Origin of the sequence: Pseudomonas sp. BO3-4, assembly GCF_034044115.1 — a bacterium.
GTDB classification, from domain to species: domain Bacteria; phylum Pseudomonadota; class Gammaproteobacteria; order Pseudomonadales; family Pseudomonadaceae; genus Aquipseudomonas; species Aquipseudomonas alloputida.
In genome coordinates, this window is record NZ_CP139018.1 from 1,533,547 (window position 1) to 1,555,539 (window position 21,993).

A 21,993-nucleotide genomic window follows, 5' to 3' on the forward strand; every position below is an offset into this window, starting at 1 on the left:
CATTCGCAGCACAAAGCAGCCCCGCTACCTAAAACCCGCTCAACGCATCTCAGGCAGACGCGCCTCGGTGCGGACTTCGGTGGTCGCCAGCGCCTCTGGTGGCAACGAAATATGCTGTTTGCTCAGCAATTCACCCATGGTCGCCAGTACGCGGTAGCGCGAGAACTCTTCGGTATAACGCACCTCGGTGTAGCGGCGGTCTGCGTTGTACAGCTCGTTCTCACTGTCGAGGACGTCCAGCAGGGTGCGCTGGCCCAGGCCGAACTGGTCCTGGTAGGCCGCGCGCACACGTTTGGTGGTCTCGGCGTATTCACGCGCGGTCGGCAGCTGCTTGCTGGCGTTGTTCATGGCGTTCCACGCCAGGCTCAGGTTCTCGGTCAACTCACGCAGGGCGTTGTTGCGAATGTCCAGTGCCTGGTTGATCTTGTGCGCGTCGGACTGCAGGCGAGCCTTGTCGCTGCCACCGCGGAACAGGTTGTAGTTCATCTCCACGCCAGCTTGCCAGTCGTTGTTGTTGTGGCCTTTCTCGCCGCCGGTGTTGTTGTTGGCACCGGTTGCCAGAATGGCGTCGAAGCGCGGGTAGAAGGTCGACTTGCCCACTTCGTACTGCTGCTCGGCGGCGTTGACGTCAGCCTGGGCAGACTTGATGTACGGGTTATTCTGGCGCATGCCGTCGCGGGCTTCGTCGAGGGTGCCTGGCACCTCGCCCTTGATGCTCTGCGGGCTTTCCAGCTCGTCCGGGGCGCGACCGATCACGCTGAAGAAATTGGCCTCGGCATCGGCCAGGTCGACTTCGGCGGTGTCCAGGTTGTTTTCCGCCAGGGCGCGACGTGCGCGGGACTGGTCGAGGTCGGCGGTGCTGCCGACGCCGCGCTCGTTGCGCAGGCCAATCTGGTCGTTGACGCGCAGGTGAGCTTGCAGGTTGTTCTTGGCCAGCGTCACCAGTTCACGGCGTTTGAGCACTTCCAGGTAGACCTCGACTGCACGCAGGGCGACATCCTGGGCAACGGCCTGGGTGTAATAGGCGCGCGAGGTAGAGACCGCCTCGGTGCGGCCTACTTCATTCGCGGTGTTGAAGCCGTCGAAGATCATCTGCCGCAGGCGCAGTTCGGACTGGGTGTAGTTGAGGGTTTCCTTGTTGTGGTTACCCTCGGCACGGGTCGTGGTGTTGTCCGAGCGCTGGCGGCCGTAACCGGCAACCAGGTCCACGGAAGGGTAGTAGCCACCACGCGCGAACTTCACGTCTTCATCGGCCGACAGCTTGCTGTTACGGTTGGAGCTGACTTGTGGGTGGTAGTCCACGGCGCTTTGGACAGCCTCGGTAATCGACATCGCCTGTACGTTGGCACTCGCCAGGGCCAACAGTAAAGCACTGGTGATGGGGTTCAAAACGCGCATGGTACATCTCCCTGATCCTGGAATTGATCCTGCTGTTCGCCAAAAAAATGACGATAAACGTATCGCGTATAGTGTTGCAGGTTTTTAACAACACAGCTAAGTACATTCAACGCGATAGATAAGAAGATTTATTCATATCAAATTGCCATATAAGATCTTTATTGTCTAATAAGTGTGCATTCAAGGGCACGGAATGAACGGGAAGAATGCCTTGAAAACCAATGGATACAAGGTCTATACGCAGTTCCAGAACTAATTCGGATAAAGAGGGTATCGATTAGGCGAAAGCGATATTTGGCGACAAAATATTGTCACCTTGGCTTGTGCAGGGTTTTCAGGCTGAGAATGTACAAGGTGACCAATACGGCACTGGTCAACATGAAGGTGCGCGCCCAGAATAGCGGCACCAGATAGCACGACAGGCCAATGCTGGCCCACATCAGGCCGATGGCGTAGACCTTGCCCTTGAGGGGGATGCCTTCACCACTGAGGTAGTCACGGATCCATGGTCCCAGCTTGGGATGATGGACCAGCCAGTGGTGAAAGCGCGGCGAGCTGCGGGCAAAGCAGGCCGCCGCCAAAAGCAGGAATGGGGTGGTGGGCAAGACCGGCAGGAATATCCCCAGCACCCCCAGCGCGACGCTGAGCCAGCCAGTGGCCAGCAGCAGGTAGCGCACAGGTTGCTCAGTGGTGGCGTGGCTTGAGCAGCGCCGGTTTTTCGTCAGGGGCGTGCAGCAGCAGGAACAGTGCGCTCAGTGCCTCGGGGATCTGCACGATCATGTCATCCTGCAGGTTGGCGTTGCTGGCGATATCGGCGAACTCTGGCTGTTCGTCAAACAACCCCGAACCCACCATGATCGGCAGCAGCATTTCGCTGACTTCTTCCTCGGCGTTTTCGAACCACGCCTCTTCCCGCAGGAACACGCCTTCCATGAAGCCGATGCACCAGCCGCGCAGGTCGGAATCGTCCGGCTCATCGGTCAGGTCGAGCTCGCAGGGCAGGTCGAATTCTTCGTCGCTGGCCAGCTGGCGGGCAATGTGCGCCTTGAGCGCCACCAGGGTGGCCTCGATCTCGGTGCGCTGGGCTTCGCTGGCGTAGTGCGGCTCCTCGGCGAACAGGGCGTCGATCCACTCGCGCTCGGGCACGTCCTCGGCGTTGATCGAAAGAGCGGTGAGGTAGCCGTGTGCGGCGACATAGTCCAGCGCTTCTTCGTGCAGCTCGTCGGCGTCGAGGAAGGCTTGCAGGCGGGTCAGTTGCTCGGCGAAGGACATTACAGGGCTACCTTGGGGAATAAACGATAACGAATTCTAGCACCTTGCAGCGGCAGCGGGGCAAAGGGAACGTCTATCGCCGCGGTGCATGTGCAGCGCGGTGCTGCGGTATACTCCGCGATTTTTCATCCAGGGGCAGGTTTTAACGGCTGCCTGGCAAAAACCGCTTACGCATTTGGCGTGTGCGGGGCGGGTTTTTCGTCCAGCCTTTATCCAGGATGGTACGGCGATTTGGAGTTGCACATGCTCGAACAGGCTCAGCGCGTTCTCAAGGACATCTTCGGCTACGACAGTTTCCGTGGGCGCCAGGCAGCGATCATCGAATGCGTGGCCAATGGCGGCGATGCCTTGGTACTGATGCCCACCGGTGGCGGCAAATCGCTGTGTTTCCAGGTGCCGGGGCTGCTGCGCCCGGGCTTGACGGTGGTGGTATCGCCACTGATCGCGCTGATGGACGACCAGGTCGCCACCCTTGACGAGCTGGGTGTGTCTGCGGCCGCCCTGAACTCTACCCTGACGGCGGAGCAGCAGCGTGAACTGGCCGGGCGCCTGCGCCGTGGTGAAGTCAAGATGCTGTACCTGGCGCCGGAACGCCTGGTGCAGCCGCGCATGCTCGACTTCCTGCGCGATCTGGACATCTCGCTGTTCGCCATTGACGAGGCCCACTGCGTTTCGCAATGGGGTCACGATTTCCGCCCCGAGTACCTGCAGCTGGGTCAGCTGGCCGAACTGTTTCCGCATGTGCCGCGCATTGCGCTTACCGCTACGGCCGACATGCGAACCCGCGAGGAGATCGTTCAGCGCCTGCACCTGCAGGGCGCCGAGCGCTTCCTGTCGAGTTTCGACCGGCCCAACATCTTCTACCGCATCGTGCCCAAGGAGGCACCGCGCAAGCAGTTGATGGCCTTTCTCGGCTTGCGTCGTGGCAACGCTGGCATCGTCTACTGTCTGTCGCGCAAGAAGGTCGACGAAACCGCCGCCTTCCTCTGCAGTCAGGGGTTCCCTGCGCTGCCGTATCACGCCGGCCTGGCCGCCGAGACACGTGCGGCCAACCAGCACCGCTTTCTCAACGAGGAAGGGCTGATCATGGTCGCTACCATTGCTTTCGGCATGGGTATCGACAAGCCCAACGTGCGCTTCGTTGCTCACCTCGACCTGCCCAAATCGCTTGAGGCCTACTACCAGGAAACCGGCCGGGCCGGCCGTGACGGCCTGCCCTCCGATGCCTGGATGGCCTACGGGCTGCAGGACATGGTGATGCTCAAGCAGATGCTGCAGAACTCTGAAGGCGACGAGCGCCACAAGCGCATCGAGCAGCACAAGCTGGACGCCATGCTGGCGCTGTGCGAAGAAACGCGCTGCCGCCGCCAGTCGCTGCTGGCCTACTTCGACGAAACCCTCGAACAACCGTGCGGGCACTGCGACAACTGTGTCGACAACATCCAGACCTGGGACGCCACCGAGCCGGCCCGCCAGGCGCTGTCGGCGGTGTTCCGCACCGGCCAGCGCTATGGTGTTGGCCACCTGGTCGATGTGCTGTTGGGCAAGGACACCGAGAAGGTGCGCAATTTCGGCCACGAGAAGCTGTCGGTATTCGGCGTTGGCAAAGGCTTGGCCGAGGTCGAGTGGCGTTCACTGTTCCGTCAGCTGGTGGCGCGCGGCCTGGTCGATATCGACCTGGAAGGCTACGGCGGTCTGCGCTTGTCCGACAGCTGTCGGCCGCTGCTGCGCGGCGAGGTGACCTTGCAACTGCGCCGTGATCTCAAACCGCAGACCACGGCCAAAACCTCGTCGTCCAGCGGCGGCAGCCCGGCCAGCCAGCTGGTGCGTGCCGAAGAGCGCGATCTGTGGGAAGCGCTGCGTACCCTGCGCCGCAAGCTGGCCGAAGAACACAGTGTGCCACCCTACGTCATCTTCCCCGACTCGACACTGCTGGAGATGCTGCGCAGCCAGCCGGTCAGCCTCAGCGACATGGCCCAGGTCAGCGGTGTGGGGGCGCGCAAGCTGGAGCGCTACGGCCAGGCGTTCCTCGAAGTGCTGAACAGCAGCGGTGGCACCGACGAGGCACCGAAAGTGGTGCTCGACCTGCGCCACGAACTGGTCAGCCTGGCCCGTGCCGGCATGACCCCGGCGCAGATCGCCGGGCAGCTCAACTGCAGCGAGAAGAATGTGTATAGCCTGCTGGCCGAGGCGCTGGGCCGCCAGGAGCTGAGTCTGGACCAGGCCATCGACTTGCCGGAAGACCTGATGATGGAGGTGCAGGACGCCTTTCTTGATGGCGAGGGTGAGCTGCCACCGGTGTCGGCCATTGCCCCGCAGTTCGGGGCGCGGGTGCCGGAGGGCGTACTTTATTGCGTGCGCGCAGCGCTGGCGGCGGAATTCGAATTGTAAACGCATGCAGGATCGAAGGCAGAAGCGCCATCTGCTGACCTTTGTCATGCTTTTTGACGATTATCGAACGCGTAACCATGGCCGAGCCTTGCCTCGTGGGGCAGGGCATGGTTAGCTGCCTAATAATTAGATCTACTCCAATGAGTTCCTTATGCCCCTGAACGACAACCAACACCGCTTTGGCATGCAACTGGCCCAGATGTCCCGAGGTTGGCGTGCCGAGCTGGACCGCCGCTTGGCCGGGCTCAACCTGTCCCAGGCGCGCTGGCTGGTGTTGCTGCACCTGGCGCGCTTCGAAGACGCCCCGACCCAGCGTGAGCTGGCCCAGAGCGTAGGTGTCGAGGGCCCGACCCTGGCGCGTCTGCTCGACAGCCTGGAAGCGCAAGGGCTGGTGCGCCGGCAGGCGGTGCTGGAGGATCGGCGGGCGAAGAAGATTGTCCTGTGCCCGCCGGCCAAGCCGTTGATCGATCAGATCGAGACCATCGCCAACCAACTGCGGGTAGAGCTGTTTACCGGCGTGGACGAGGCGGACTTGCAGGTCTGCATGCGCGTGCATGCCAAGATCCTGGCCAACCTCGAAAAGTCCTGAGCTCCCCCCATCGTTGCAGGTGCAGTGCAAGCCTCAGAAGGTGTGCCCAAGGTTCAGGTACACCGCCTGCTCATGCGCACTGTTGGCGCCGTAGCTGAAGTTCAGCGGCCCTAGAGGCGTCTCCAGCCCCAGGAAGATGCTCGCCGCATTGATGTACCCACTGTCGAATTCGTTGTCATTGTTCCACGCCCGCCCTCGCTCCAGCGAGCCGCCGATGTACAGCGGGAAGTCCAGCGGCACATAGGCCCGTGGCGTCAGCCGGCGGTAATAGACCATGCGCAGCAGGCTCACGTTCTGCCCCGATACCGAGTCCTGGCGGAAGCCTGACAGCTCTCGCGCCCCGCCCATCACAAAGCTCGACGTCACTACTTCGGTGTCGTCCAGCGTGCGCCCGTAGCGCCCACCCAGTACGAACGTGTTCGGCCCGCTGCTGATGGCCTTGTCCAGGGTGAACAGCCACTGCCGGTAATCCTGGTCGGAGTCCAGCGACTTGTCGTATTTGCGCAAAGTCAGGCCGATGTCCTCGCCATGGTGCGGGAAGTACACGTTATCGAGGGTGTCGAACGAGTACTTCAGCTCGTAGAAACCTTCGTTGAAACTGACTTTGGGCAGGTCCTGGTCGCCGATGCGCACCTCGGCTTCGCCCCAGTCCTTGCCCACGCCCAGGCGCACTTCACCGCTGTTGCCGATCTGCCGGCCTACGTTCAGGCCAAAGCCATAGCGTTCCAGGCGATACTCGGCGACCGGGTCGTTGTCCAGGGTGGCTTCGATGTTCTGCGAGCCCAGGTCCAGGTACGGCGCGATGAAGTAGCGTGAGCCCACATCCAGGGGTTGGTAGAACTCGCTGTACAGCGCTTGCTGGTCACCGATCTGGCCGCGGGTCAGCCATTCGGCGCCAAGGCTGTTGATGCCGTTGACCCGGTAGCTGGCGCCCAGGTTGAAAGCGCTGTCGCCGCGCAGGTCATCGGACAGGTTCAGGCCCAGGCGCAGGTAGTCCGTGCCGCCGCGTCGGCCCCGGGCGTTGATCACCAGGGTATTGTCGTTGCCCTTGTGCACCACGCGGTACTGCACCCTGTCGAAGTAGTCCAGGCCATACAGCGTACCCATGTCGGTCTGCAGGCGGCCCAGTTCCAGCGGCGCGTCGATTGGCTGGCGGATGTACGAGCGGATTACATCATCGCTGACCTTGGAGTCGTTTTCGATCCGGATTGCGGTGATTACCGGCGTGCGCTGGCGCGGCGAGCGGGCCACGGCCAGGCTGGCGTCGCCCTCGAGCTGGCGCAGGGTGGCCAGGCGTGGGTCAAGCAGGCGAGTGGCGCGGTAACCGGCGTCGATCATGTCGCGGGCACGGCCGAAGTCAGTCACGCCGAAGGCGGTCAGCGATGGCTGGATGAGGATGTCGTCGCGGTGCAGACTGGCCAGTTGTTCTTCGGAGTTGCGTCGGGTCATCAAAGTGATCGACTGATTCAGCACGTCGACCACCGTCAGTAATTGCTTGCGATCGCGCAGCGGGGTGCCGATGTCGACCACGATGGCCAGGTCCACGCCCATTTCGCGGGCCACATCCACCGGAATGTTGTCGACCATCCCGCCGTCCACCAGCAGGCGGCCGTCCAGTTCGACCGGGGCGAACACGGCGGGGATCGACATGCTGGCGCGGATTACCTGGGGCAGGTGACCCCGGCGGAACACGACTTTTTCGCCACTGGCGATGTCGGTAGCCACGGCGCGGAAAGGAATGGGCAGCTTATCGAAGTCGCGGGTGTCGGCGGTATGCGCCAGTTTGCTTTCCAGTAGCAGTGACAAGTTCTGGCCCTGAATCACACCCAGCGGCAGGCCCATGCTGCCGTCGTCGCGAAAGCTGAGCTTCTGCTTGACCAGGAAGTCACGGTCATCCTGCTTGCGCCGGAACGGCACATCCTTGCGCGGCGGGGCATCGGAGAGCGCCTGTTGCCAGTCAAGGGTGGTCGCGAGTTTTTCCAGCTCTTCGACACTGTAGCCCGAGGCGTACAGGCCGCCGACCACCGCGCCCATGCTGGTGCCGGCGATGGCGTCGATGCGCACACCCTGTTCCTCCAGTGCTTTGAGCACGCCGATGTGGGCCAGGCCACGGGCAGCACCGCCAGACAACACCAGGCCGACCTTGGGCCTGGCGGGTTCCGCAGCGATTGCCGTAAGCGAGGTGAGTGCGAGCAGAAAACAGAACAGCAGACGGCGCATCGTGACTCTCAAACCGTGGGCTAAAGACCGCTAGTATAAGCGGCCCCTTACCTGGAGATGTTTCACCATGGCTGACAACAAGCCGGAAATCGTCATCACCTATTGCACCCAGTGCCAGTGGCTGCTGCGTGCGGCCTGGCTGGCTCAGGAACTGCTCAGCACCTTTGCCGACGACCTAGGCCGGGTTGCGCTGGAGCCGGGCACCGGGGGTGTCTTCCGCATCACCTGCAATGGCGTGCAGATCTGGGAGCGCAAGGCCGACGGCGGTTTCCCCGAGGCGAAGGCACTGAAGCAGCGGGTGCGCGACCTGGTTGACCCGCAGCGTGACCTTGGTCACAACGACCGCTGATCAGGCGCCCTCGGTCAGTGGCCGCTGCCTGGGCGGCTGCTCGGCAGCCAGGCGGCTGGACAGCACGATGGCGAAGATGATCAGCGCGCCGCCCAGCAGCATGCGCACGGTAGGGGTTTCGGCGAACACTGCCCAGGCCACGGCAATGCCGTAGACCGGCTCCATGCCGAACACGACCGCAGCGGTGCGCGCCTTGATCACTGCCAGGCTGGCGACGAACAGGCTGTGCGCCACCCCCGTGCAGAAAATGCCGAGCAGGGCGATCCATAGCCAGTCCAGGGCCGCAACGTCGGCCAGGCCGGGCGCCGCGAACGGTAGCAGGCACAGGCCCACCACCAGGTTTTGCCACAGTGCGGCCTGCACTGCAGGCAAACGTCCGGAGCCGGCCCGGTTGGTCAGTGACAGCAGCGAGAACAGCAGGCCCGAGAGCAGTGCCCAGAGCAGGCCGCCGGTGGCTTCGCTGGCCAGGTCGAATGCCGGTGTGACCAGTATCAGGCCAATGCTGACCAGCACGACCAAGACGGCTTCGTTACGGTGGATACGCTCGCGGAACAGCAGGCTTTCGAGGATCACCGTAAAGGCCGGGAAGCTGGCGAACCCGAGGGTGGCGATGGCTACGCCGCCCACTTTGACGGCGATGAAGAAGCTGACCCAGTGGCCGGCCAGCAGCACACCACCGAGCAGCAGGCGGCGCGTATCCTGGCGGCTCAGGCGTTGCCAGCCCGGGCCGGCCAGGCTGGCGAACAGGGCCAGGGCGAGTACGGCGAAGGCGGCGCGACCGAAGACAATGATCGCCGGGCTGGCGCTGGCGGCCAGTTTGCCGAAGACGCCGGTAAGGCCGAAGAACAGCGCGCCAATGTGCAGTGCGCCGAGGGCGGTGCGGTGGTTCATGATGGGTCCTTGATGAAGATCTCTACAGGCAGTGCCGGCCCTTTCGCGGGTAAACCCGCTCCCACAGGTTGTGCCGGCCCTTTTGCGGGTAAACCCGCTCCTACAGGTTTTGCACAACCTTCAGGCGGGGGCATCCTGTAGGAGCGGGTTTACCCGCGAAAGGGCCGGTAAAGGCAAAGTCTAAAGCCTCAGGCGAACACGTTCTGTCGCAAGACTGCTGTCAGTTATCGCCAGACTCTCGCCGCAAAGCCAAAGGTGTACACCCGAACGCCCGTAGCATCGCCGCTGAAAAGGCACTTTGCGAGCTATACCCCACCTGCGCCGCAATTTCGCCCATCGGCAGCACGGTCTGCACGATTAGCCGCCGCGCCTTGAGCAAACGCCGCTGGCGAATGTAGTCCATCGGAGTCATCCCGCACTCAGTGGTAAAGCGCGCATGCAGCCGGGCACTGGACAGCCCGGCGATGCGCGCCAGGTCAGCTACCTGCAGCGGGTAAGCCGCATGCTGCTCGATATGCGCATCGAAGGCGCTGTAGGGCAGGCGCTGGCTGGCGTGCACGCTGGCTGCCGCCGTGGCGTTGAGGCTGGCCAGCAGCAGTGCCGCGCCTTGACGGGCAATCAGCGGGTCGTGCACGGGGCTGCTCGCCAGCCAGTCCACCAGTTGCTGCTGGCGCTCATCCAGGCTTACGGCGGCGGGGCGGTCGAGCAGGCGGCGGCTGGCATCGGCATGCTCGCCCAGGTGCTCGCGCAGCCAAGGTTCCCCTGGCACATCAAGCACCAGGCAATCACTGCCGGCATCGCTGGCGCACGTGTGATGAGCACCCGCCGGGACCACGATCAGCCCCTGACGATCGATGCCGGCGCCATGCCCCTGGACCTCGAACTCCAGGCGGCCGCGCAGGCCGAACACCAGTTGCGGGTGTTCGTGGCTGTGGGCGATCAGGCTGTCGCGGTAATGGCGCAGCGAGAGGATCGGGCCGGCGGTCATGGGGGCTTCCTCGCAGGGCAGGCGCCCATTGTGCCTCAATCCCTGCACGCCATCACTCGTCACTGTTTTGCCATGGCGCTGTCATGCACGCCTGCCAGTCTCCAGCAAACTGCGCCGGAGCCTGCCCATGAGCCATGCCGAACTGTCCCGCCCCTCGCGCAAGCAACGCGTGCGTACCCTGTGGATCTCCGACGTGCACCTGGGTACCCGCGACTGCCAGGCCGAACACCTGTCGCAATTCCTCAAGGGCTACCAGGCTGACCGCGTCTACCTGGTGGGCGATATCATCGATGGCTGGAAACTGCGCGGCGGGATCTATTGGCCGCAAGCTCACACCAACGTGATCCGCCGGCTGCTGACCATGAGCAAGCGCGGTACCGAGGTGATCTACGTCACCGGCAACCATGACGAATTCCTGCGCCGCTACTCAAAGTTGATTCTGGGCAACATTCAGCTGGTAGACGAGGCCGAGCACCTGACAGCCGATGGCCGCCGACTGCTGGTGGTCCATGGCGATCAGTTCGATGTGATTACCCGTTACCACCGCTGGCTGGCGTTTCTGGGTGATCGCGCCTACGAATTCACCTTGGTGCTCAACCGCTGGCTCAACCACTGGCGAGCGCGGTATGGCTATGGTTACTGGTCGCTGTCGGCGTACCTCAAGCACAAGGTGAAAGGCGCGGTGAACTTCATCAGCGACTTCGAGAATGCCATTGCCCATGAATGCACCCGTCGTGGGTTTCATGGAGTGGTGTGCGGGCATATCCATCATGCCGAGATCCGCAAGGTGGGTGAGGTGGACTACCTCAATTGCGGGGACTGGGTGGAGTCGTGCACGGCCCTGATCGAGCATTGGGACGGCAGCGTCGAACTGTATCGGCTGGCCGAAGCGCAGGCCGTGGCGGCGTTGCGCGAGCCGGCTTAGGGGCCGAGGGCAGAGTGCCGCCAAGCGGCCTCGGACGCTTACAGCCTGAGCTTGCCCAGCAGGATATCCCGGAACATCACGAAATCCCCGGCCAGGCTGTACAGCGGATAGGTAAAGGTCGCTGGCCGATTCTTCTCGAAAAAAAAGTGCCCAACCCAGGCAAAGCCATAGCCGAACACCGGCACGGCCAGCAGCAGCAACCATTTGCCACTGCCAATGGTGTAGGCCAGCAGCGCTATCACCAGGCTGGTGCCGACGAAGTGCAGGCGGCGGCAGGTGGGGTTGCTGTGCTCCCCCAGATAGTACGGATAGAACTCGGCAAAACTGCGAAACTGCGCTGTGCTGTTCATGGCAGTGCTCCGGGATTAATACTTCTGGACAAGATACACGGCGTGGAGCCTGATTCGAGTCTAGAGTGACTGACGGGGCCTACCAGTGACAATAGGCGCCAAATGAGTATCCTTGGGGTTCACCGCAGGAGCGGTTGGTAAAAGAAGCCTGTCATGAGCGAAAGAACAACGTCAGCCAGTTGGGCATCAGGGATCGTGAAGGCACTTGAACTGGAAGGGCTGGATTGCAGAGCCATGTTCAAGCAATTGGGGTTGGACTTTGCCGCCCTCGACGACCCCGATGCACGTTTTCCGCAAGACTCCATGACCCGCCTCTGGCAGCTGGCGGTGGAGCTGTCGGGCAATGAGGCCATCGGCCTGAACATGGCACGGGTGGTCCGCCCGGCGTCGTTCCATGTGGTGGGCTATGCGTTGATGTCCAGCCGCACCCTGGCCGAGGGCTTCGAGCGCCTGGTGCGCTACCAGCGCATCATCGCCGAAAGCTCCGACCTCAGTTTCGTCCTCGGTCCCGAGGGTTATTCGCTGATTCTGACCGTGCACGGTGACCACCTGCCGCCAACCCGGCACAGCGCCGAAGCGTCGCTGGCCTGTGCGTTGGCGCTGTGCAAATGGCTCAGTGGCCGGCCGGTCCAGCCGCGGCGGGTACTGGTGCAGGGGCCGCAGCCGAAGAATGTCGAGCCTTACAAGGTGGCGTTCCATTCGCCGCTGGTGTTCGGCGCCCCACATGATGCACTGGTGTTCGAGCGGGCCGACATGGAGGCGCCGCTGCCGACCGCGAACGAGGCCATGGCGGTGCTGCACGACCGGTTTGCCGGCGAGTACCTGGCACGCTTCTCCGAAAGCCGGGTTAGCCACCGCGTACGCCAGGTGTTGTGCCGCATCCTGCCGCAGGGTGAGCCCAAGCGCGAAACCCTGGCCCAGGCCCTGCACCTGTCGCAGCGCACCTTGCAACGGCGGCTGCAGGAGGAAGGCACCAGCTTCCAGACCTTGCTTGACGACACCCGCCGCGAACTGGCCGAACAATACCTGGCCCAGCCGGGCATGACCTTGCTGGAAACCGCCTACCTGCTGGGCTTTGCCGACCCCAGCAACTTCTATCGGGCGTTCCGCCGCTGGTTCGATGCCACGCCCAGCGAGTACCGCGCCCGCCTGGGCGCGGAAGGCGAAGTGCTCAGTGACGCCAGAACGCCGGCATGCACAACACCAACACCGTGATGATTTCCAGGCGACCCAGCAGCATGCCGGCCGCCAGAATCCATTTGGCCGCGTCAGGCAGCGTGGCGTAGTTGCCCGACGGGCCGATCACTTCACCCAGGCCTGGGCCTACACCCGAAACCGTGCCGGCGGCACCGGTCAGCGCAGTCATCCAGTCCACGCCCAGCAGCGACAGCAGCAGCGCCAAGACACAAATGGTGATGGCGAAGAAGAACGAGAACGTCAGGATCGAACGCACGATGTCTTCATCGAGGCGATGACCGTTGTATTTTTGCTTGATCACCGCGCGCGGGTGAATCAGCTGGTTGAGGCTGGCCTTCAGCAGGATGTAGGCCACCTGGAAGCGGAAAATCTTGATACCGCCGGCGGTCGAGCCAGAGCAGCCGCCAACGAAGCCCAGGTAGAAGAACAGCATCAGCGAGAAGTTGCCCCACAGGCTGTAGTCCCCCAGGGCGAAACCGGTGGTGGTGACCACAGAGGTCACATTCAGCGCCACATGGCGCAGGGCGTCGAGCCAGTGCAGGTTGGTGCTGTACCAGTACCAGGTGCCCAGTACCAGCCAGGTGACCACCAGCATGCCCAGCAAGCCTTGTACCTGCTGGTCACGAATCAGCGCCTTGCGGTTGCCGCGCAGGGTGGCTACGTAAAGGGTGAACGGCAGGCTGCCCATGATCATCACCACCACCGCCACCCAGTGCACGGCCGGGATATCCCATTTTGCCAACGACTGGTCGGAGGTGGAGAACCCACCCGTAGAGATAGCCGACATGGCGTGGTTGATCGCATCGAACGGGCTCATGCCTGCCCACCAGAAGGCCAACGCACCAAGGATGGAGAAACCGACGTAAACCGCCACGATCGACTTGGCGACCATGTGCGAGCGCGGCATGACTTTTTCCGAGCGGTCGGACGATTCGGTCTGGAACAGGCGCATGCCGCCGATGCGCAGCAGCGGCAGGATCGCCACCGCCATGGCGATGAAACCGATACCGCCGAGCCAGTGCAGCATCGAGCGCCACATGAGGATGCCCGGTGACATGTTATCGAGCCCGCTGAGTACGGTAGCGCCAGTGGCGGTGATGCCTGACATGCTTTCGAAGAAGGCGTCGGTGTAGCTGATGTGCTGGGTCAGCAGGAACGGTAGCGCGGCGAATACGCACACCACCAGCCAGCTGCTGACGGTCAGCAGGTACATGTCGCGTGGGCGCAGGTGTACATGCTCCGGGCGCCCCTGCACCACCAGGGCCAGGCCGGCGATGAAGGTGATCAGGCTCGACCAGAGAAACGACGGCATGTCACCGGTGCGCTCGAAGATCACCAGGGTCGCCATGGGCACGGCCATGCCGACGGCCAGGGTAATCAGGAAGATGCCGATGATGAAACCAATGATCCTTAAGGTCGGCAACGCCATGTGATCTGCTCAGACTCGAAACGGAAGGGCGCCATTCTACCTATGGGTCTGGTGATGTAAACGCTAGAATGGCCGCACATTCAACTGCCAGGAGGGTAGCCGATGGAGGCTCTCGACGCATTGCTCAACCGTGTTTCCGTGCCACGCCTGACCGACCCGGCGCCCAATGCCGCCCAGCGCGAGGCGCTGTTCCAGGCTGCCCTGCGCGCCCCGGATCACGGCCAGCTGCGGCCGTGGCGTTTTCTTACCATCGAAGGCCAGGGCCGCGAGAAGCTGGGTGAGCTGTTCGCCGAAGCCGTGCAGCACAAGGGCGATGCCAGCCAGGCTGCACTGGACAAGGCCCGTGCGATGCCGCTGCGGGCGCCGTTGCTGATCGTGGTGGTGGCCAGGTTGCAGGACCACTTCAAGGTGCCCAAGTCCGAGCAGCGCCTGGCGGCGGGCTGTGCGGCGCACGGTATTCTGATTGCTGCGCACGCGCAGGGGATCGGCGCGGTGTGGCGTACCGGTGACATGGCCTTCGATGCCCATGTGCACAAGGGGTTGGGGTTGGCCGAGAACGAGGAGCTGATCGGCTACCTGTACGTCGGCACGCCGCTGACCGAGCCGCGGACAGCGCCGGTGCTGGAAACGGCTGATTTCGTCAGTGGCTGGGGTGAGTAACCTGGCCTTGGGCTGATTCAGGTATCAAGGCTTCCGGCCTCTTCGCGGGTGAAGCCGCTCCTACAACGGCATCCACATCCCCTGTAGGAGCGGGTTTACCCGCGAAGAGGCCAGGTACCTTTACACCCCATCAACTGCCTGTCGCTTCAGCCAGGGGCAACTCCAGCCTGGCCACAAACCCACCCTGTGGATGATTCTCCAGCACCAGGCTACCGCCATGGCGCTCCGCGGCCTTGCGCGCAATCGCCAGCCCCAGGCCATGCCCCGGTGCTTCTTGCCCCGGCGCGCGGAAGAACGGCTCACCCAGTTGCGCCAGGTGCTCCGCTGCCGCCCCAGGCCCATGGTCACGCACGCTGATCACGATGCGGTCCTGCTCGCGTGCGGCGCTGACCTCGACCGGCTGGCCCGCCGGGTTGAAGCGCAGGGCATTGCGCAGCAGGTTGTCCACGGCACGCTCGATCAGCGTTGGCCAACCCTGCAAGCTCAACCCCGGCTGCGCCTCCAGGCGCACTTCCTGCTCCGGCGCGCTCAGCAGGGCGTCCTTGCGTACGCTGCCGAGCAAGGCATTGATGTCGACGGGTTCGGCATGAGCCTGTTCGGCATCCACTCGGGCCAGGGCGAGGATTTCGCTGATCAGGTCTTCCAGGCGGTCGCACTCGCGGGTCAGGCGTGGCCACAGCGCTTGCCGCTGCTCAGGCTCGGCGCGTTCGGCCAGGGCCAGGGCAATACGCAGCCTGGCCAGCGGCGAGCGCAGTTCGTGGGACACATCGCGTAGCAGCTGGCGCTGGCTGCCAATGGTGCTTTGCAGGCGCGCGCCCATCTTGTTGAAGTCCTTGGCCAGCACGCCAAACTCGTCGCGCCGCGCTGCCAGCCGTGCCAGGCTGTTCTGCTGATAGGTGGTCTGGCCCAGATCGTGTACGGCGCTGCGCAGGCGGCTTAACGGGCGGGTGATGGACAGCGTCACCAGCAGGCTGAACAGGGTCAGCACGACCAAGGCAATGCCCAGGGCGCTGAGTGGCCACAGCAGGCTTTCACGGTGCCAGGCATCCAGCGCCGGGTGGGGGATGCGGTAGATCAGCAAGTAGGTTTCGCCGGTGTCGGGGCTGGTGTATTCCTCGGTCAGCCGGCGCCATGGCAAGCGCCGCTGGTCGTTGTGCTGGCGCGCTTCGAAGGCTGCCGCACGGCGTGGAAAGGTACCGGGCACCACGGCCTCACCGCTATCGTCGAGCACCTGCACGTCGATCTTGTAGCGGTCCTTGCGTCGTTCCAGAAAGTGCTGGGCCGCCTCCAGGCCTTCCTGCTCATAGTGCTTGGCCCACTTGCTGGCCAGGGTATTCAGGCCCGGGTGGCGGCTGAGGATCCAGGCGTCCTGGTTGAGCATGTGCCCCAGCAGGATCGACAGGCCTGCGACCAGGGTGATGGCCAGCCAGAAACTGGCCAGGATGCGCCAGAACAGTGAACGCAAGTGCACCTCCTAAACGGGAAAAGCCCGGCCCGCAGTGATGCGGGCCGGGCACGGGGCGGACAGCTTACTGGGCCTTGGCGCCTTTTTCAGCTTTCCAGGCCTGGAACTCCTGCCACTCGGCTTTCTTGGCGGCGCGTTCTTTTTGCAGTTCGTCAAACTTCTTCTGCTGGTCAGCCGTGAGCAACTTGCGCACTGCGCTGTCGGTCTTGTCGCGGTTGGCTTGCAGTTCATCCTTCATGGCTTTCTGGTCGGCGGCCGGCAGCTTGGACAGGTAGCGCTCGGTAATGTCGCGGCGCTGCTGCATTTGCTCGCCCATCAGCTTGCCGATCTGCTGGCGCTGATCGCGGCTCAGGTCCAGTTGGTGGAAAGGCGCATCACCGCGATGATGCGGGCCGTCGTGGCGCGGGCCGCCGTCAGGCATGGCCATGGCTACGGTCGGCAAAGCGGCAGCGAACATCAGGGCGATAAGGGTCTTGCGCATGGTGTCTCTCCTTTCATAGGCCGGTGATTACCGGATGAGCACAGTCTAGGGAGATCACCGTCAAGCGCAGTCAGGGGATGGTAAAGGCAAAGTAAAGATGATTGGCCCGTGCAGGCCCCGCCTTGTGCCGCCAATGGGGCGCGCAGCGGCCCCGGCGTTTTTACAGGCAGTAGTAATAGCCACGGCTACGCAACGCCACAATGCGTGGCCGGCCATCGGCGTGGGGGCCGATCTTCTTGCGCAGGTTGCTGACATGCATGTCCAGGCTGCGGTCGTACAGGGTCAGCTTGCGGCCCAGGCCGATCTGCGCCAGTTCCTGTTTGTCCAGCGGCTCGCCGGGCTGGCGCAGCAGCGCTTCAAGAATACGGCTTTCGGACAGGGTCAGGGTCATTTCGCGGCCATCGATGCTGGCCACGCCCCGCGCAGGGCTGTAGACCAGGTCACCCAGCTCCATCTGGCTGGTTGTGGCGGTGGGGTGGCTGCGGCGCAGCACCGCGCGCAGGCGGGCAGTGAGCTCGCGCGGGTCGCAGGGTTTGGCCAGGTAGTCGTCGGCACCCAGTTCCAGGCCGAGAATGCGGTCCAGCGGCTCGCCGCGGGCTGACAGCATCAGCACCGGTAGCTCGGCATGCTCGCTGCGCAGCTGCTTGAGAAGCTCCAGGCCACTGCCGTCGGGCAACATCACATCCAGTACCACGGCAGCAGGGGCATGCTCGGCCAGGGCCAGGCGTGCGCTCTGCCCATCGTGGCAGGCACGCACGGAAAACCCTTCCTGGGTCAGCCAGCTGCCGAGCAGCTCGCACAGTTCCTGGTCATCATCAATCAGTAACAGCTCGCTCATGACTCACTCAATTCAACCATTGACGGCGGTTATTCGGCCCGCCAGTGGCAAAGATACCGCAGACTGATGGCCTGAGTATAACTGCTGGTACCGCGTGGCCCTCTTCGCGGGTAAACCCGCTCCTACAGCGGGCTGTGTCCGACCACCGACGTGTGTCCACCACCAAATCTGTGTAGGAGCGGGTTTACCCGCGAATACGGTAGCGGCGGCAACGGTGAACGGCGGGTGGAGATTGGCCGGCAGGCCCGGCCTCTTCGCGGGTGAACCCGCTCCTACGGGCGATGGCACAGATCCGAAGGTTTGAGTAGCGAAGAAGGCCGTGCCGTCTCAGGTCAAGGCAGCACTTGCTTGAACGGCTTGACCACAACCTTGTCGTACACGCCGGCTGCGATGTACGGGTCGGCATCGGCCCAGGTCTGCGCCGCCGCCAGCGATTCGAATTCGGCAACGATCAGGCTACCGCTGAAACCCGCTTCGCCCGGGTCGTTGCTGTCGATGGCCGGGTGTGGGCCCGCCAGCACCACGCGGCCTTCGGCCTTGAGCTGCTGCAGGCGTTCGATGTGCGCCGGGCGGGCAGCCAGGCGCTTTTCCAGGGAGTTTGCGACGTCGCTGGCGATAATGGCGTAGAGCATGTCAATCCTTGGGTTTGGAGGTAGAAGGGTCATCGTGCAGGTGGCGCGACAGGTACACGCCTTGCGCCACCAGGAAGATCACGGTCATGCCCAGGCTGCCGAACACCTTGAAGTCCACCCAGAAGTCCTGGAAGGTAAAGGCGACGAACAGGTTGGCCGCGCCGCAGAACAGGAAGAAAGCGATCCAGGCCAGGTTCAGGCGCGTCCAGATGGCATCAGGCAGGGTCAGGGCGTGGCCCATGATGCGCTTGATCAGCACCCGATCGCCGATGAAGTGGCTGCCGGCAAAACCCAGGGCGAACAGCCAGTTCACGACAGGAGCCTTCCACTTGAGAAAGGTCTCGCTGTGAAAGGTCAGGGTCAGGCCACCGAACACCAGGCAGGCGATCAGCGTCAGCCACTGGCCCTTTTCCAGCTTGCGCTGGCGCAGGAACAATACGCCGTACACGACCAGCGAGCTGATGATCAGCATGGCTGTGGCGCTGTAGATGCCGCCAAATTCGAAGTGATGGCCGGCGACTTCCATGGGGCGCGGGTCGAGCTTGTAGACGATGAAGAACAGCAGCAGCGGGATGAAATCGATGAATTGTTTCACAATGGCAGCCAGAATCGGGATGTGACGGCATAATAACAAACATCGATTCCAGCGAAAGCGCTCCTCCATGAATGTTGATCTGCACTGTCACAGCACGGCCTCCGACGGCGCCCTGTCGCCTTCGGTACTGGTTGCCCGGGCCCATGAACACGGGGTGCAAGCGCTGGCGCTGACCGACCATGACACCCTCGAAGGCCTGCCCGAAGCGCGCCAGGCCTGCGTTGACCTGGGTATGCGCTGGGTCAGCGGTGTGGAGCTGTCTTGCACGTGGGGCGGCGCGACCATCCACGTGCTGGGCTATGACTTCCCGCTCGACGCACCGCCATTGCTGGCGGCGATTCAAGCGTTGCACCGCGGCCGCTGGCTGCGTGCCGAAGAAATCGACAAACGGCTGGCGGCCAAGGGCATGCCCGGCACGCTTGAAGGCGCGCGCGCCGTGCAGCACGAGCTGGGTGACAGCGGCAACGCCCCGGCGCGCCCGCATTTTGCCGAATATCTGGTGCGTGCCGGGCACGTCAAGGACCGTGGTGAAGCGTTTCGCAAGTGGCTGGGCGCCGGCAAGCTGGGCGACGTCAAGCAGCACTGGCCGACGCTCGACGAAACCGTTGCCACGCTGAGGCAGTCCAACGCCTGGGTGAGCCTGGCGCATCCCATGCACTACGACCTGACCCGCAGCAAGCGCAGGCGGCTGATTGCCGACTATATTCAGGCAGGAGGGCAGGCGCTTGAAGTGGTCAACGGGATGATGCCTGCCGAGCAAGTGGGCACTATGTCCATTCTTGCCCGTGAGTTCGGCCTGCTGGCAAGCGCTGGCAGTGACTTCCACGGCCCCGGCACCTGGGGCGAGATCGGTGCCTATCGGCCTTTGCCCGAGGATCTGCCACCTTTGTGGCGTCGATTCAGCCATGAACAGCCTTTGGCGCTATGAACAGGACGATTACGTGAGCCAATTTTTCCAGATTCATCCGGAGAACCCACAGGCGCGCCTGATAAAACAGGCCGTCGAGATCATCCGCAAGGGGGGCGTGGTGGTGTATCCGACGGACTCGGCCTATGCGCTGGGTTGCCAGATAGGCGACAAGTCGGCAATCGAGCGGGTGCGGCGCCTGCGCGGGCTGGACAAGACGCACAACTTCACCCTGATGTGCTGCGACATGTCGCAACTGGGGTTGTATGCCAAGGTCGACACCGGCACCTTCCGCATGCTGAAGGCGCATGTACCGGGGCCTTACACCTTCATTCTAAACGGCACGCGTGAAGTGCCGCGTCTGCTGTTGCACGATAAGCGTCGCACCATCGGGCTGCGTGTACCGGACCACGCCATCACCCTGGCCTTGCTGGCCGAGTTGGGCGAGCCACTGATGAGCGTCAGCCTGATCCTGCCGGGCGACAGCGAGCCGATGACCGACCCTTACGAGATCCGTGAACGGCTGGAGCACCATGTTGACCTGGTGATCGATGGCGGGTTCGGCGACCTCAAGGCGTCGACCATCATCGACCTGTCCGGCGACGAGCCGGAACTGATCCGCGAAGGTTGTGGCGACCCCACGCCGTTCCTGGTCAACGCGTGAGCCAGCTGGAAGCGCCTGAGGCGCCGGCCGAACGGGTCGAAGCGCCTCGGCAACTGCAGTTGGCGCTGGTCTATGGCGAAGCCCTGACCGAGCTGCCGCTGGACCTGTACATCCCGCCGGACGCCCTTGAAGTCATCCTCGAAGCGTTCGAAGGCCCGCTGGACCTGTTGCTGTACCTGATCCGCAAGCAGAATATCGACATCCTCGACATCCCTGTGGCCGAGATCACCCGGCAGTACATGGGCTATGTGGAGCTGATGAAAAGCGTGCGCCTTGAACTGGCTGCCGAATACCTGGTGATGGCTGCCATGCTGGCCGAGATCAAGTCACGCATGCTGCTGCCGCGTTCCGCCGACGTCGAGGAGGAGGAGGGTGACCCTCGCGCCGAGCTCATCCGCCGCCTGCAGGAGTACGAGCGCTTCAAGGCCGCCGCTGAGGGCATCGACGAATTGCCACGGGTCGGGCGCGAGGTGGTGGTGCCGCGCCTGGAAGCGCCGCAGGCCAAGGTGCGCAAGCTGTTGCCTCAGGTCAGCCTGGAAGAGCTGCTGATGTCCATGGCCGAGGTGATGCGCCGCAACGACCTGTTCGAAAGCCATCAGATCACCCGTGAGACCTTGTCCACCCGCGAGCGCATGAGCCAGGTGCTGGAGCGTCTCAAGGGCGGTGCCTTTGTGCCGTTCATCGCGTTGTTTGCTGCCGAGGAGGGCAAGCTGGGCGTGGTGGTGACCTTCATGGCCATTCTCGAACTGGTGAAAGAATCGCTGATCGAACTTGTGCAGAATGAACCTTTCGCCGCCATTCACGTGCGGCTTCGCCCGGCGCCAGTTGAAGAACCCGATGAACCTGAATGAACCCCGCGACCTGGCGTCGCTGATCGAAGCCTTCTTGCTCGCTTCGGGCAAGCCGCAATCCCTTGAGCGCCTGTACGAGCTGTTCGAGGAAGCCGAGCGCCCCGAGCCCAAGGTGTTCAGGCAGGCCCTGGAGGTGCTGGGCAAGTCGTGCGATGGGCGTGCGTTCGAGCTCAAGGAGGTGGCCAGCGGCTATCGCCTGCAGATTCGCGAGGATTATGCCCCGTGGGTCGGGCGCCTCTGGGAAGAGCGCCCGCAGCGCTATTCGCGAGCGCTGCTTGAGACACTGGCCCTGATTGCCTACCGCCAGCCGATCACCCGTGGTGAAATCGAGGACGTGCGGGGCGTTGCGGTGAACAGCAATATCATCAAGACCATGATGGAGCGCGAGTGGATTCGCGTGGTCGGCTACCGCGAAGTGCCCGGGCGGCCGGCGATGTTCGCCACCACCAAGGCGTTTCTCGATCATTTCAACCTCAAGAGCCTTGAGGACCTGCCGGCCTTGGCCGAGCTGCGCGAAATGGAACCAGCGCCGCAACTTGACCCGGATGATGCGCCGGTGCCTGCGCACCTGCAGGCGTTGGCGGATGCCAGCCTTGGGGAAGAGGAGGTTGGTGAGCCGAGAGAGGAGACCAGTTTCCGTAGCCTGTTGGTGGAGCTGGATGCCATGGAAGACGGTTTGAAAACCGATTTTGATGATTTGCGGGGAGAAGAGCCTGAGCCTCCGGTGGAGGAAGAGAACAAGGCGCAGCCCTGATTGATCTGCTGCCTGTGCTGCCCGCGAAGCGGCCAGCACAAAGCCCATTGGGCAGAAAATCATGCCCAGCCCCACAAAACCCTCTACCCTCCAGTGCGTTCCCCTGATGAACCGCGTATGATGCGCGGCCTTTTGGCGCGTTCGTCG

23 protein-coding genes are annotated in these 21,993 nt (G+C 63.2%); 10 read left to right on the top strand and 13 right to left on the bottom strand.

Annotated features, from left to right (window positions below; genetic code table 11):
* Positions 1–39: 39 nt before the first annotated feature.
* The 3 genes from REH59_RS07140 to REH59_RS07150 form a co-directional block, all read right to left on the bottom strand.
* Positions 40–1,398: a TolC family outer membrane protein gene (locus tag REH59_RS07140; RefSeq protein WP_014861219.1), complete on the bottom strand. Its 1,359-nt coding sequence runs from the start codon at positions 1,396–1,398 to the stop codon at positions 40–42.
* Positions 1,399–1,709: 311 nt separating this feature from the next.
* Positions 1,710–2,075, bottom strand: coding sequence for a YbaN family protein (locus REH59_RS07145; RefSeq protein WP_014590077.1), 366 nt, complete (start codon positions 2,073–2,075; stop codon positions 1,710–1,712).
* 7 nt (positions 2,076–2,082) lie between these two features.
* The gene (locus REH59_RS07150) at positions 2,083–2,670 is read right to left on the bottom strand and encodes a YecA family protein (protein ID WP_003254577.1); all 588 of its coding nucleotides are present in this window, start codon (positions 2,668–2,670) and stop codon (positions 2,083–2,085) included.
* A gap of 243 nt (positions 2,671–2,913) precedes the next feature.
* Here REH59_RS07150 and recQ point away from each other — a divergent pair, with 243 nt between their 5' ends.
* A complete protein-coding gene (gene recQ / locus REH59_RS07155) occupies positions 2,914–5,061 on the top strand; it encodes a DNA helicase RecQ (RefSeq protein ID WP_128573784.1) in 2,148 nt (715 codons plus the stop codon).
* Positions 5,062–5,212: 151 nt separating this feature from the next.
* Positions 5,213–5,650: a MarR family transcriptional regulator gene (locus REH59_RS07160; RefSeq protein WP_003254575.1), complete on the top strand. Its 438-nt coding sequence runs from the start codon at positions 5,213–5,215 to the stop codon at positions 5,648–5,650.
* Positions 5,651–5,683: 33 nt separating this feature from the next.
* On the opposite strand, the gene REH59_RS07165 is transcribed toward REH59_RS07160, so the two are convergent.
* Entirely contained in the window at positions 5,684–7,870 is a 2,187-nt protein-coding gene (locus tag REH59_RS07165; RefSeq protein WP_014861216.1) for a patatin-like phospholipase family protein, read from the bottom strand.
* 67 nt (positions 7,871–7,937) lie between these two features.
* Here REH59_RS07165 and REH59_RS07170 point away from each other — a divergent pair, with 67 nt between their 5' ends.
* Entirely contained in the window at positions 7,938–8,219 is a 282-nt protein-coding gene (locus tag REH59_RS07170; RefSeq protein WP_003254571.1) for a SelT/SelW/SelH family protein, read from the top strand.
* Here the strand turns inward: REH59_RS07170 and REH59_RS07175 are convergent, their stop codons facing one another.
* Positions 8,220–9,110, bottom strand: a complete 891-nt coding sequence (locus tag REH59_RS07175; protein ID WP_014861215.1) for a DMT family transporter — start codon at positions 9,108–9,110, stop codon at positions 8,220–8,222. It lies immediately after the preceding gene.
* A 220-nt stretch (positions 9,111–9,330) separates the two neighbouring features.
* On the bottom strand, positions 9,331–10,098 hold the full coding sequence (locus REH59_RS07180; RefSeq protein WP_014861214.1) for a helix-turn-helix transcriptional regulator: 768 nt from the start codon (positions 10,096–10,098) through the stop codon (positions 9,331–9,333).
* A 127-nt stretch (positions 10,099–10,225) separates the two neighbouring features.
* Here REH59_RS07180 and REH59_RS07185 point away from each other — a divergent pair, with 127 nt between their 5' ends.
* On the top strand, positions 10,226–11,023 hold the full coding sequence (locus REH59_RS07185; protein WP_003254566.1) for a UDP-2,3-diacylglucosamine diphosphatase: 798 nt from the start codon (positions 10,226–10,228) through the stop codon (positions 11,021–11,023).
* Positions 11,024–11,061: 38 nt separating this feature from the next.
* Here the strand turns inward: REH59_RS07185 and REH59_RS07190 are convergent, their stop codons facing one another.
* Positions 11,062–11,373, bottom strand: a complete 312-nt coding sequence (locus REH59_RS07190; RefSeq protein ID WP_003254563.1) for a DUF962 domain-containing protein — start codon at positions 11,371–11,373, stop codon at positions 11,062–11,064.
* Between the two features lie 153 nt (positions 11,374–11,526).
* Here REH59_RS07190 and REH59_RS07195 point away from each other — a divergent pair, with 153 nt between their 5' ends.
* Entirely contained in the window at positions 11,527–12,588 is a 1,062-nt protein-coding gene (locus REH59_RS07195; protein WP_010955193.1) for an AraC family transcriptional regulator, read from the top strand.
* On the opposite strand, the gene REH59_RS07200 is transcribed toward REH59_RS07195, so the two are convergent.
* Positions 12,545–13,999: a TrkH family potassium uptake protein gene (locus REH59_RS07200; protein WP_004576878.1), complete on the bottom strand. Its 1,455-nt coding sequence runs from the start codon at positions 13,997–13,999 to the stop codon at positions 12,545–12,547. The genes REH59_RS07195 and REH59_RS07200 overlap by 44 nt on opposite strands.
* A 102-nt stretch (positions 14,000–14,101) precedes the next feature.
* Here REH59_RS07200 and REH59_RS07205 point away from each other — a divergent pair, with 102 nt between their 5' ends.
* A complete protein-coding gene (locus tag REH59_RS07205) occupies positions 14,102–14,659 on the top strand; it encodes an NAD(P)H nitroreductase (RefSeq protein ID WP_003254557.1) in 558 nt (185 codons plus the stop codon).
* A gap of 130 nt (positions 14,660–14,789) precedes the next feature.
* Here the strand turns inward: REH59_RS07205 and REH59_RS07210 are convergent, their stop codons facing one another.
* From REH59_RS07210 to REH59_RS07230, 5 genes are all read right to left on the bottom strand, one after another.
* Complete coding sequence (locus REH59_RS07210) at positions 14,790–16,130, bottom strand: sensor histidine kinase (RefSeq protein ID WP_128573783.1); 1,341 nt, start codon at positions 16,128–16,130, stop codon at positions 14,790–14,792.
* 58 nt (positions 16,131–16,188) lie between these two features.
* Positions 16,189–16,605, bottom strand: coding sequence for a Spy/CpxP family protein refolding chaperone (locus REH59_RS07215; RefSeq protein WP_003254553.1), 417 nt, complete (start codon positions 16,603–16,605; stop codon positions 16,189–16,191).
* Positions 16,606–16,765: 160 nt separating this feature from the next.
* On the bottom strand, positions 16,766–17,443 hold the full coding sequence (locus tag REH59_RS07220; RefSeq protein ID WP_003254551.1) for a response regulator transcription factor: 678 nt from the start codon (positions 17,441–17,443) through the stop codon (positions 16,766–16,768).
* Between the two features lie 332 nt (positions 17,444–17,775).
* Positions 17,776–18,075: a YciI family protein gene (locus REH59_RS07225; RefSeq protein WP_003254549.1), complete on the bottom strand. Its 300-nt coding sequence runs from the start codon at positions 18,073–18,075 to the stop codon at positions 17,776–17,778.
* Position 18,076: 1 nt separating this feature from the next.
* The gene (locus REH59_RS07230) at positions 18,077–18,670 is read right to left on the bottom strand and encodes a septation protein A (protein ID WP_003254547.1); all 594 of its coding nucleotides are present in this window, start codon (positions 18,668–18,670) and stop codon (positions 18,077–18,079) included.
* Between the two features lie 67 nt (positions 18,671–18,737).
* On the opposite strand from REH59_RS07230, the gene REH59_RS07235 reads away from it, so the two are divergent.
* From REH59_RS07235 to scpB, 4 genes are all read left to right on the top strand, one after another.
* Positions 18,738–19,598, top strand: a complete 861-nt coding sequence (locus REH59_RS07235; protein ID WP_003254545.1) for a PHP domain-containing protein — start codon at positions 18,738–18,740, stop codon at positions 19,596–19,598.
* A gap of 13 nt (positions 19,599–19,611) precedes the next feature.
* On the top strand, positions 19,612–20,241 hold the full coding sequence (locus REH59_RS07240) for an L-threonylcarbamoyladenylate synthase (RefSeq protein WP_003254544.1): 630 nt from the start codon (positions 19,612–19,614) through the stop codon (positions 20,239–20,241).
* 110 nt (positions 20,242–20,351) lie between these two features.
* On the top strand, positions 20,352–21,092 hold the full coding sequence (locus tag REH59_RS07245) for a segregation and condensation protein A (RefSeq protein WP_162470266.1): 741 nt from the start codon (positions 20,352–20,354) through the stop codon (positions 21,090–21,092).
* Positions 21,079–21,846, top strand: a complete 768-nt coding sequence (scpB, locus tag REH59_RS07250; protein ID WP_014861210.1) for an SMC-Scp complex subunit ScpB — start codon at positions 21,079–21,081, stop codon at positions 21,844–21,846. The genes REH59_RS07245 and scpB overlap by 14 nt, the downstream gene beginning before the upstream one ends.
* Positions 21,847–21,993: the final 147 nt, after the last annotated feature.

Excerpts from the sequence above, each read along its gene's own strand:
- REH59_RS07140 (WP_014861219.1), bottom strand. The coding sequence starts at position 1,398 with ATGCGCGTTTTGAACCCCATCACCAGTGCTTTACTGTTGGCCCTGGCG.
- REH59_RS07150 (WP_003254577.1), bottom strand. The coding sequence starts at position 2,670 with ATGTCCTTCGCCGAGCAACTGACCCGCCTGCAAGCCTTCCTCGACGCC.
- recQ (WP_128573784.1), top strand. The coding sequence starts at position 2,914 with ATGCTCGAACAGGCTCAGCGCGTTCTCAAGGACATCTTCGGCTACGAC.
- REH59_RS07160 (WP_003254575.1), top strand. The coding sequence starts at position 5,213 with ATGCCCCTGAACGACAACCAACACCGCTTTGGCATGCAACTGGCCCAG.
- REH59_RS07165 (WP_014861216.1), bottom strand. The coding sequence starts at position 7,870 with ATGCGCCGTCTGCTGTTCTGTTTTCTGCTCGCACTCACCTCGCTTACG.
- REH59_RS07170 (WP_003254571.1), top strand. The coding sequence starts at position 7,938 with ATGGCTGACAACAAGCCGGAAATCGTCATCACCTATTGCACCCAGTGC.
- REH59_RS07175 (WP_014861215.1), bottom strand. The coding sequence starts at position 9,110 with ATGAACCACCGCACCGCCCTCGGCGCACTGCACATTGGCGCGCTGTTC.
- REH59_RS07180 (WP_014861214.1), bottom strand. The coding sequence starts at position 10,098 with ATGACCGCCGGCCCGATCCTCTCGCTGCGCCATTACCGCGACAGCCTG.
- REH59_RS07185 (WP_003254566.1), top strand. The coding sequence starts at position 10,226 with ATGAGCCATGCCGAACTGTCCCGCCCCTCGCGCAAGCAACGCGTGCGT.
- REH59_RS07190 (WP_003254563.1), bottom strand. The coding sequence starts at position 11,373 with ATGAACAGCACAGCGCAGTTTCGCAGTTTTGCCGAGTTCTATCCGTAC.
- REH59_RS07195 (WP_010955193.1), top strand. The coding sequence starts at position 11,527 with ATGAGCGAAAGAACAACGTCAGCCAGTTGGGCATCAGGGATCGTGAAG.
- REH59_RS07200 (WP_004576878.1), bottom strand. The coding sequence starts at position 13,999 with ATGGCGTTGCCGACCTTAAGGATCATTGGTTTCATCATCGGCATCTTC.
- REH59_RS07205 (WP_003254557.1), top strand. The coding sequence starts at position 14,102 with ATGGAGGCTCTCGACGCATTGCTCAACCGTGTTTCCGTGCCACGCCTG.
- REH59_RS07215 (WP_003254553.1), bottom strand. The coding sequence starts at position 16,605 with ATGCGCAAGACCCTTATCGCCCTGATGTTCGCTGCCGCTTTGCCGACC.
- REH59_RS07220 (WP_003254551.1), bottom strand. The coding sequence starts at position 17,443 with ATGAGCGAGCTGTTACTGATTGATGATGACCAGGAACTGTGCGAGCTG.
- REH59_RS07225 (WP_003254549.1), bottom strand. The coding sequence starts at position 18,075 with ATGCTCTACGCCATTATCGCCAGCGACGTCGCAAACTCCCTGGAAAAG.
- REH59_RS07235 (WP_003254545.1), top strand. The coding sequence starts at position 18,738 with ATGAATGTTGATCTGCACTGTCACAGCACGGCCTCCGACGGCGCCCTG.
- scpB (WP_014861210.1), top strand. The coding sequence starts at position 21,079 with ATGAACCTGAATGAACCCCGCGACCTGGCGTCGCTGATCGAAGCCTTC.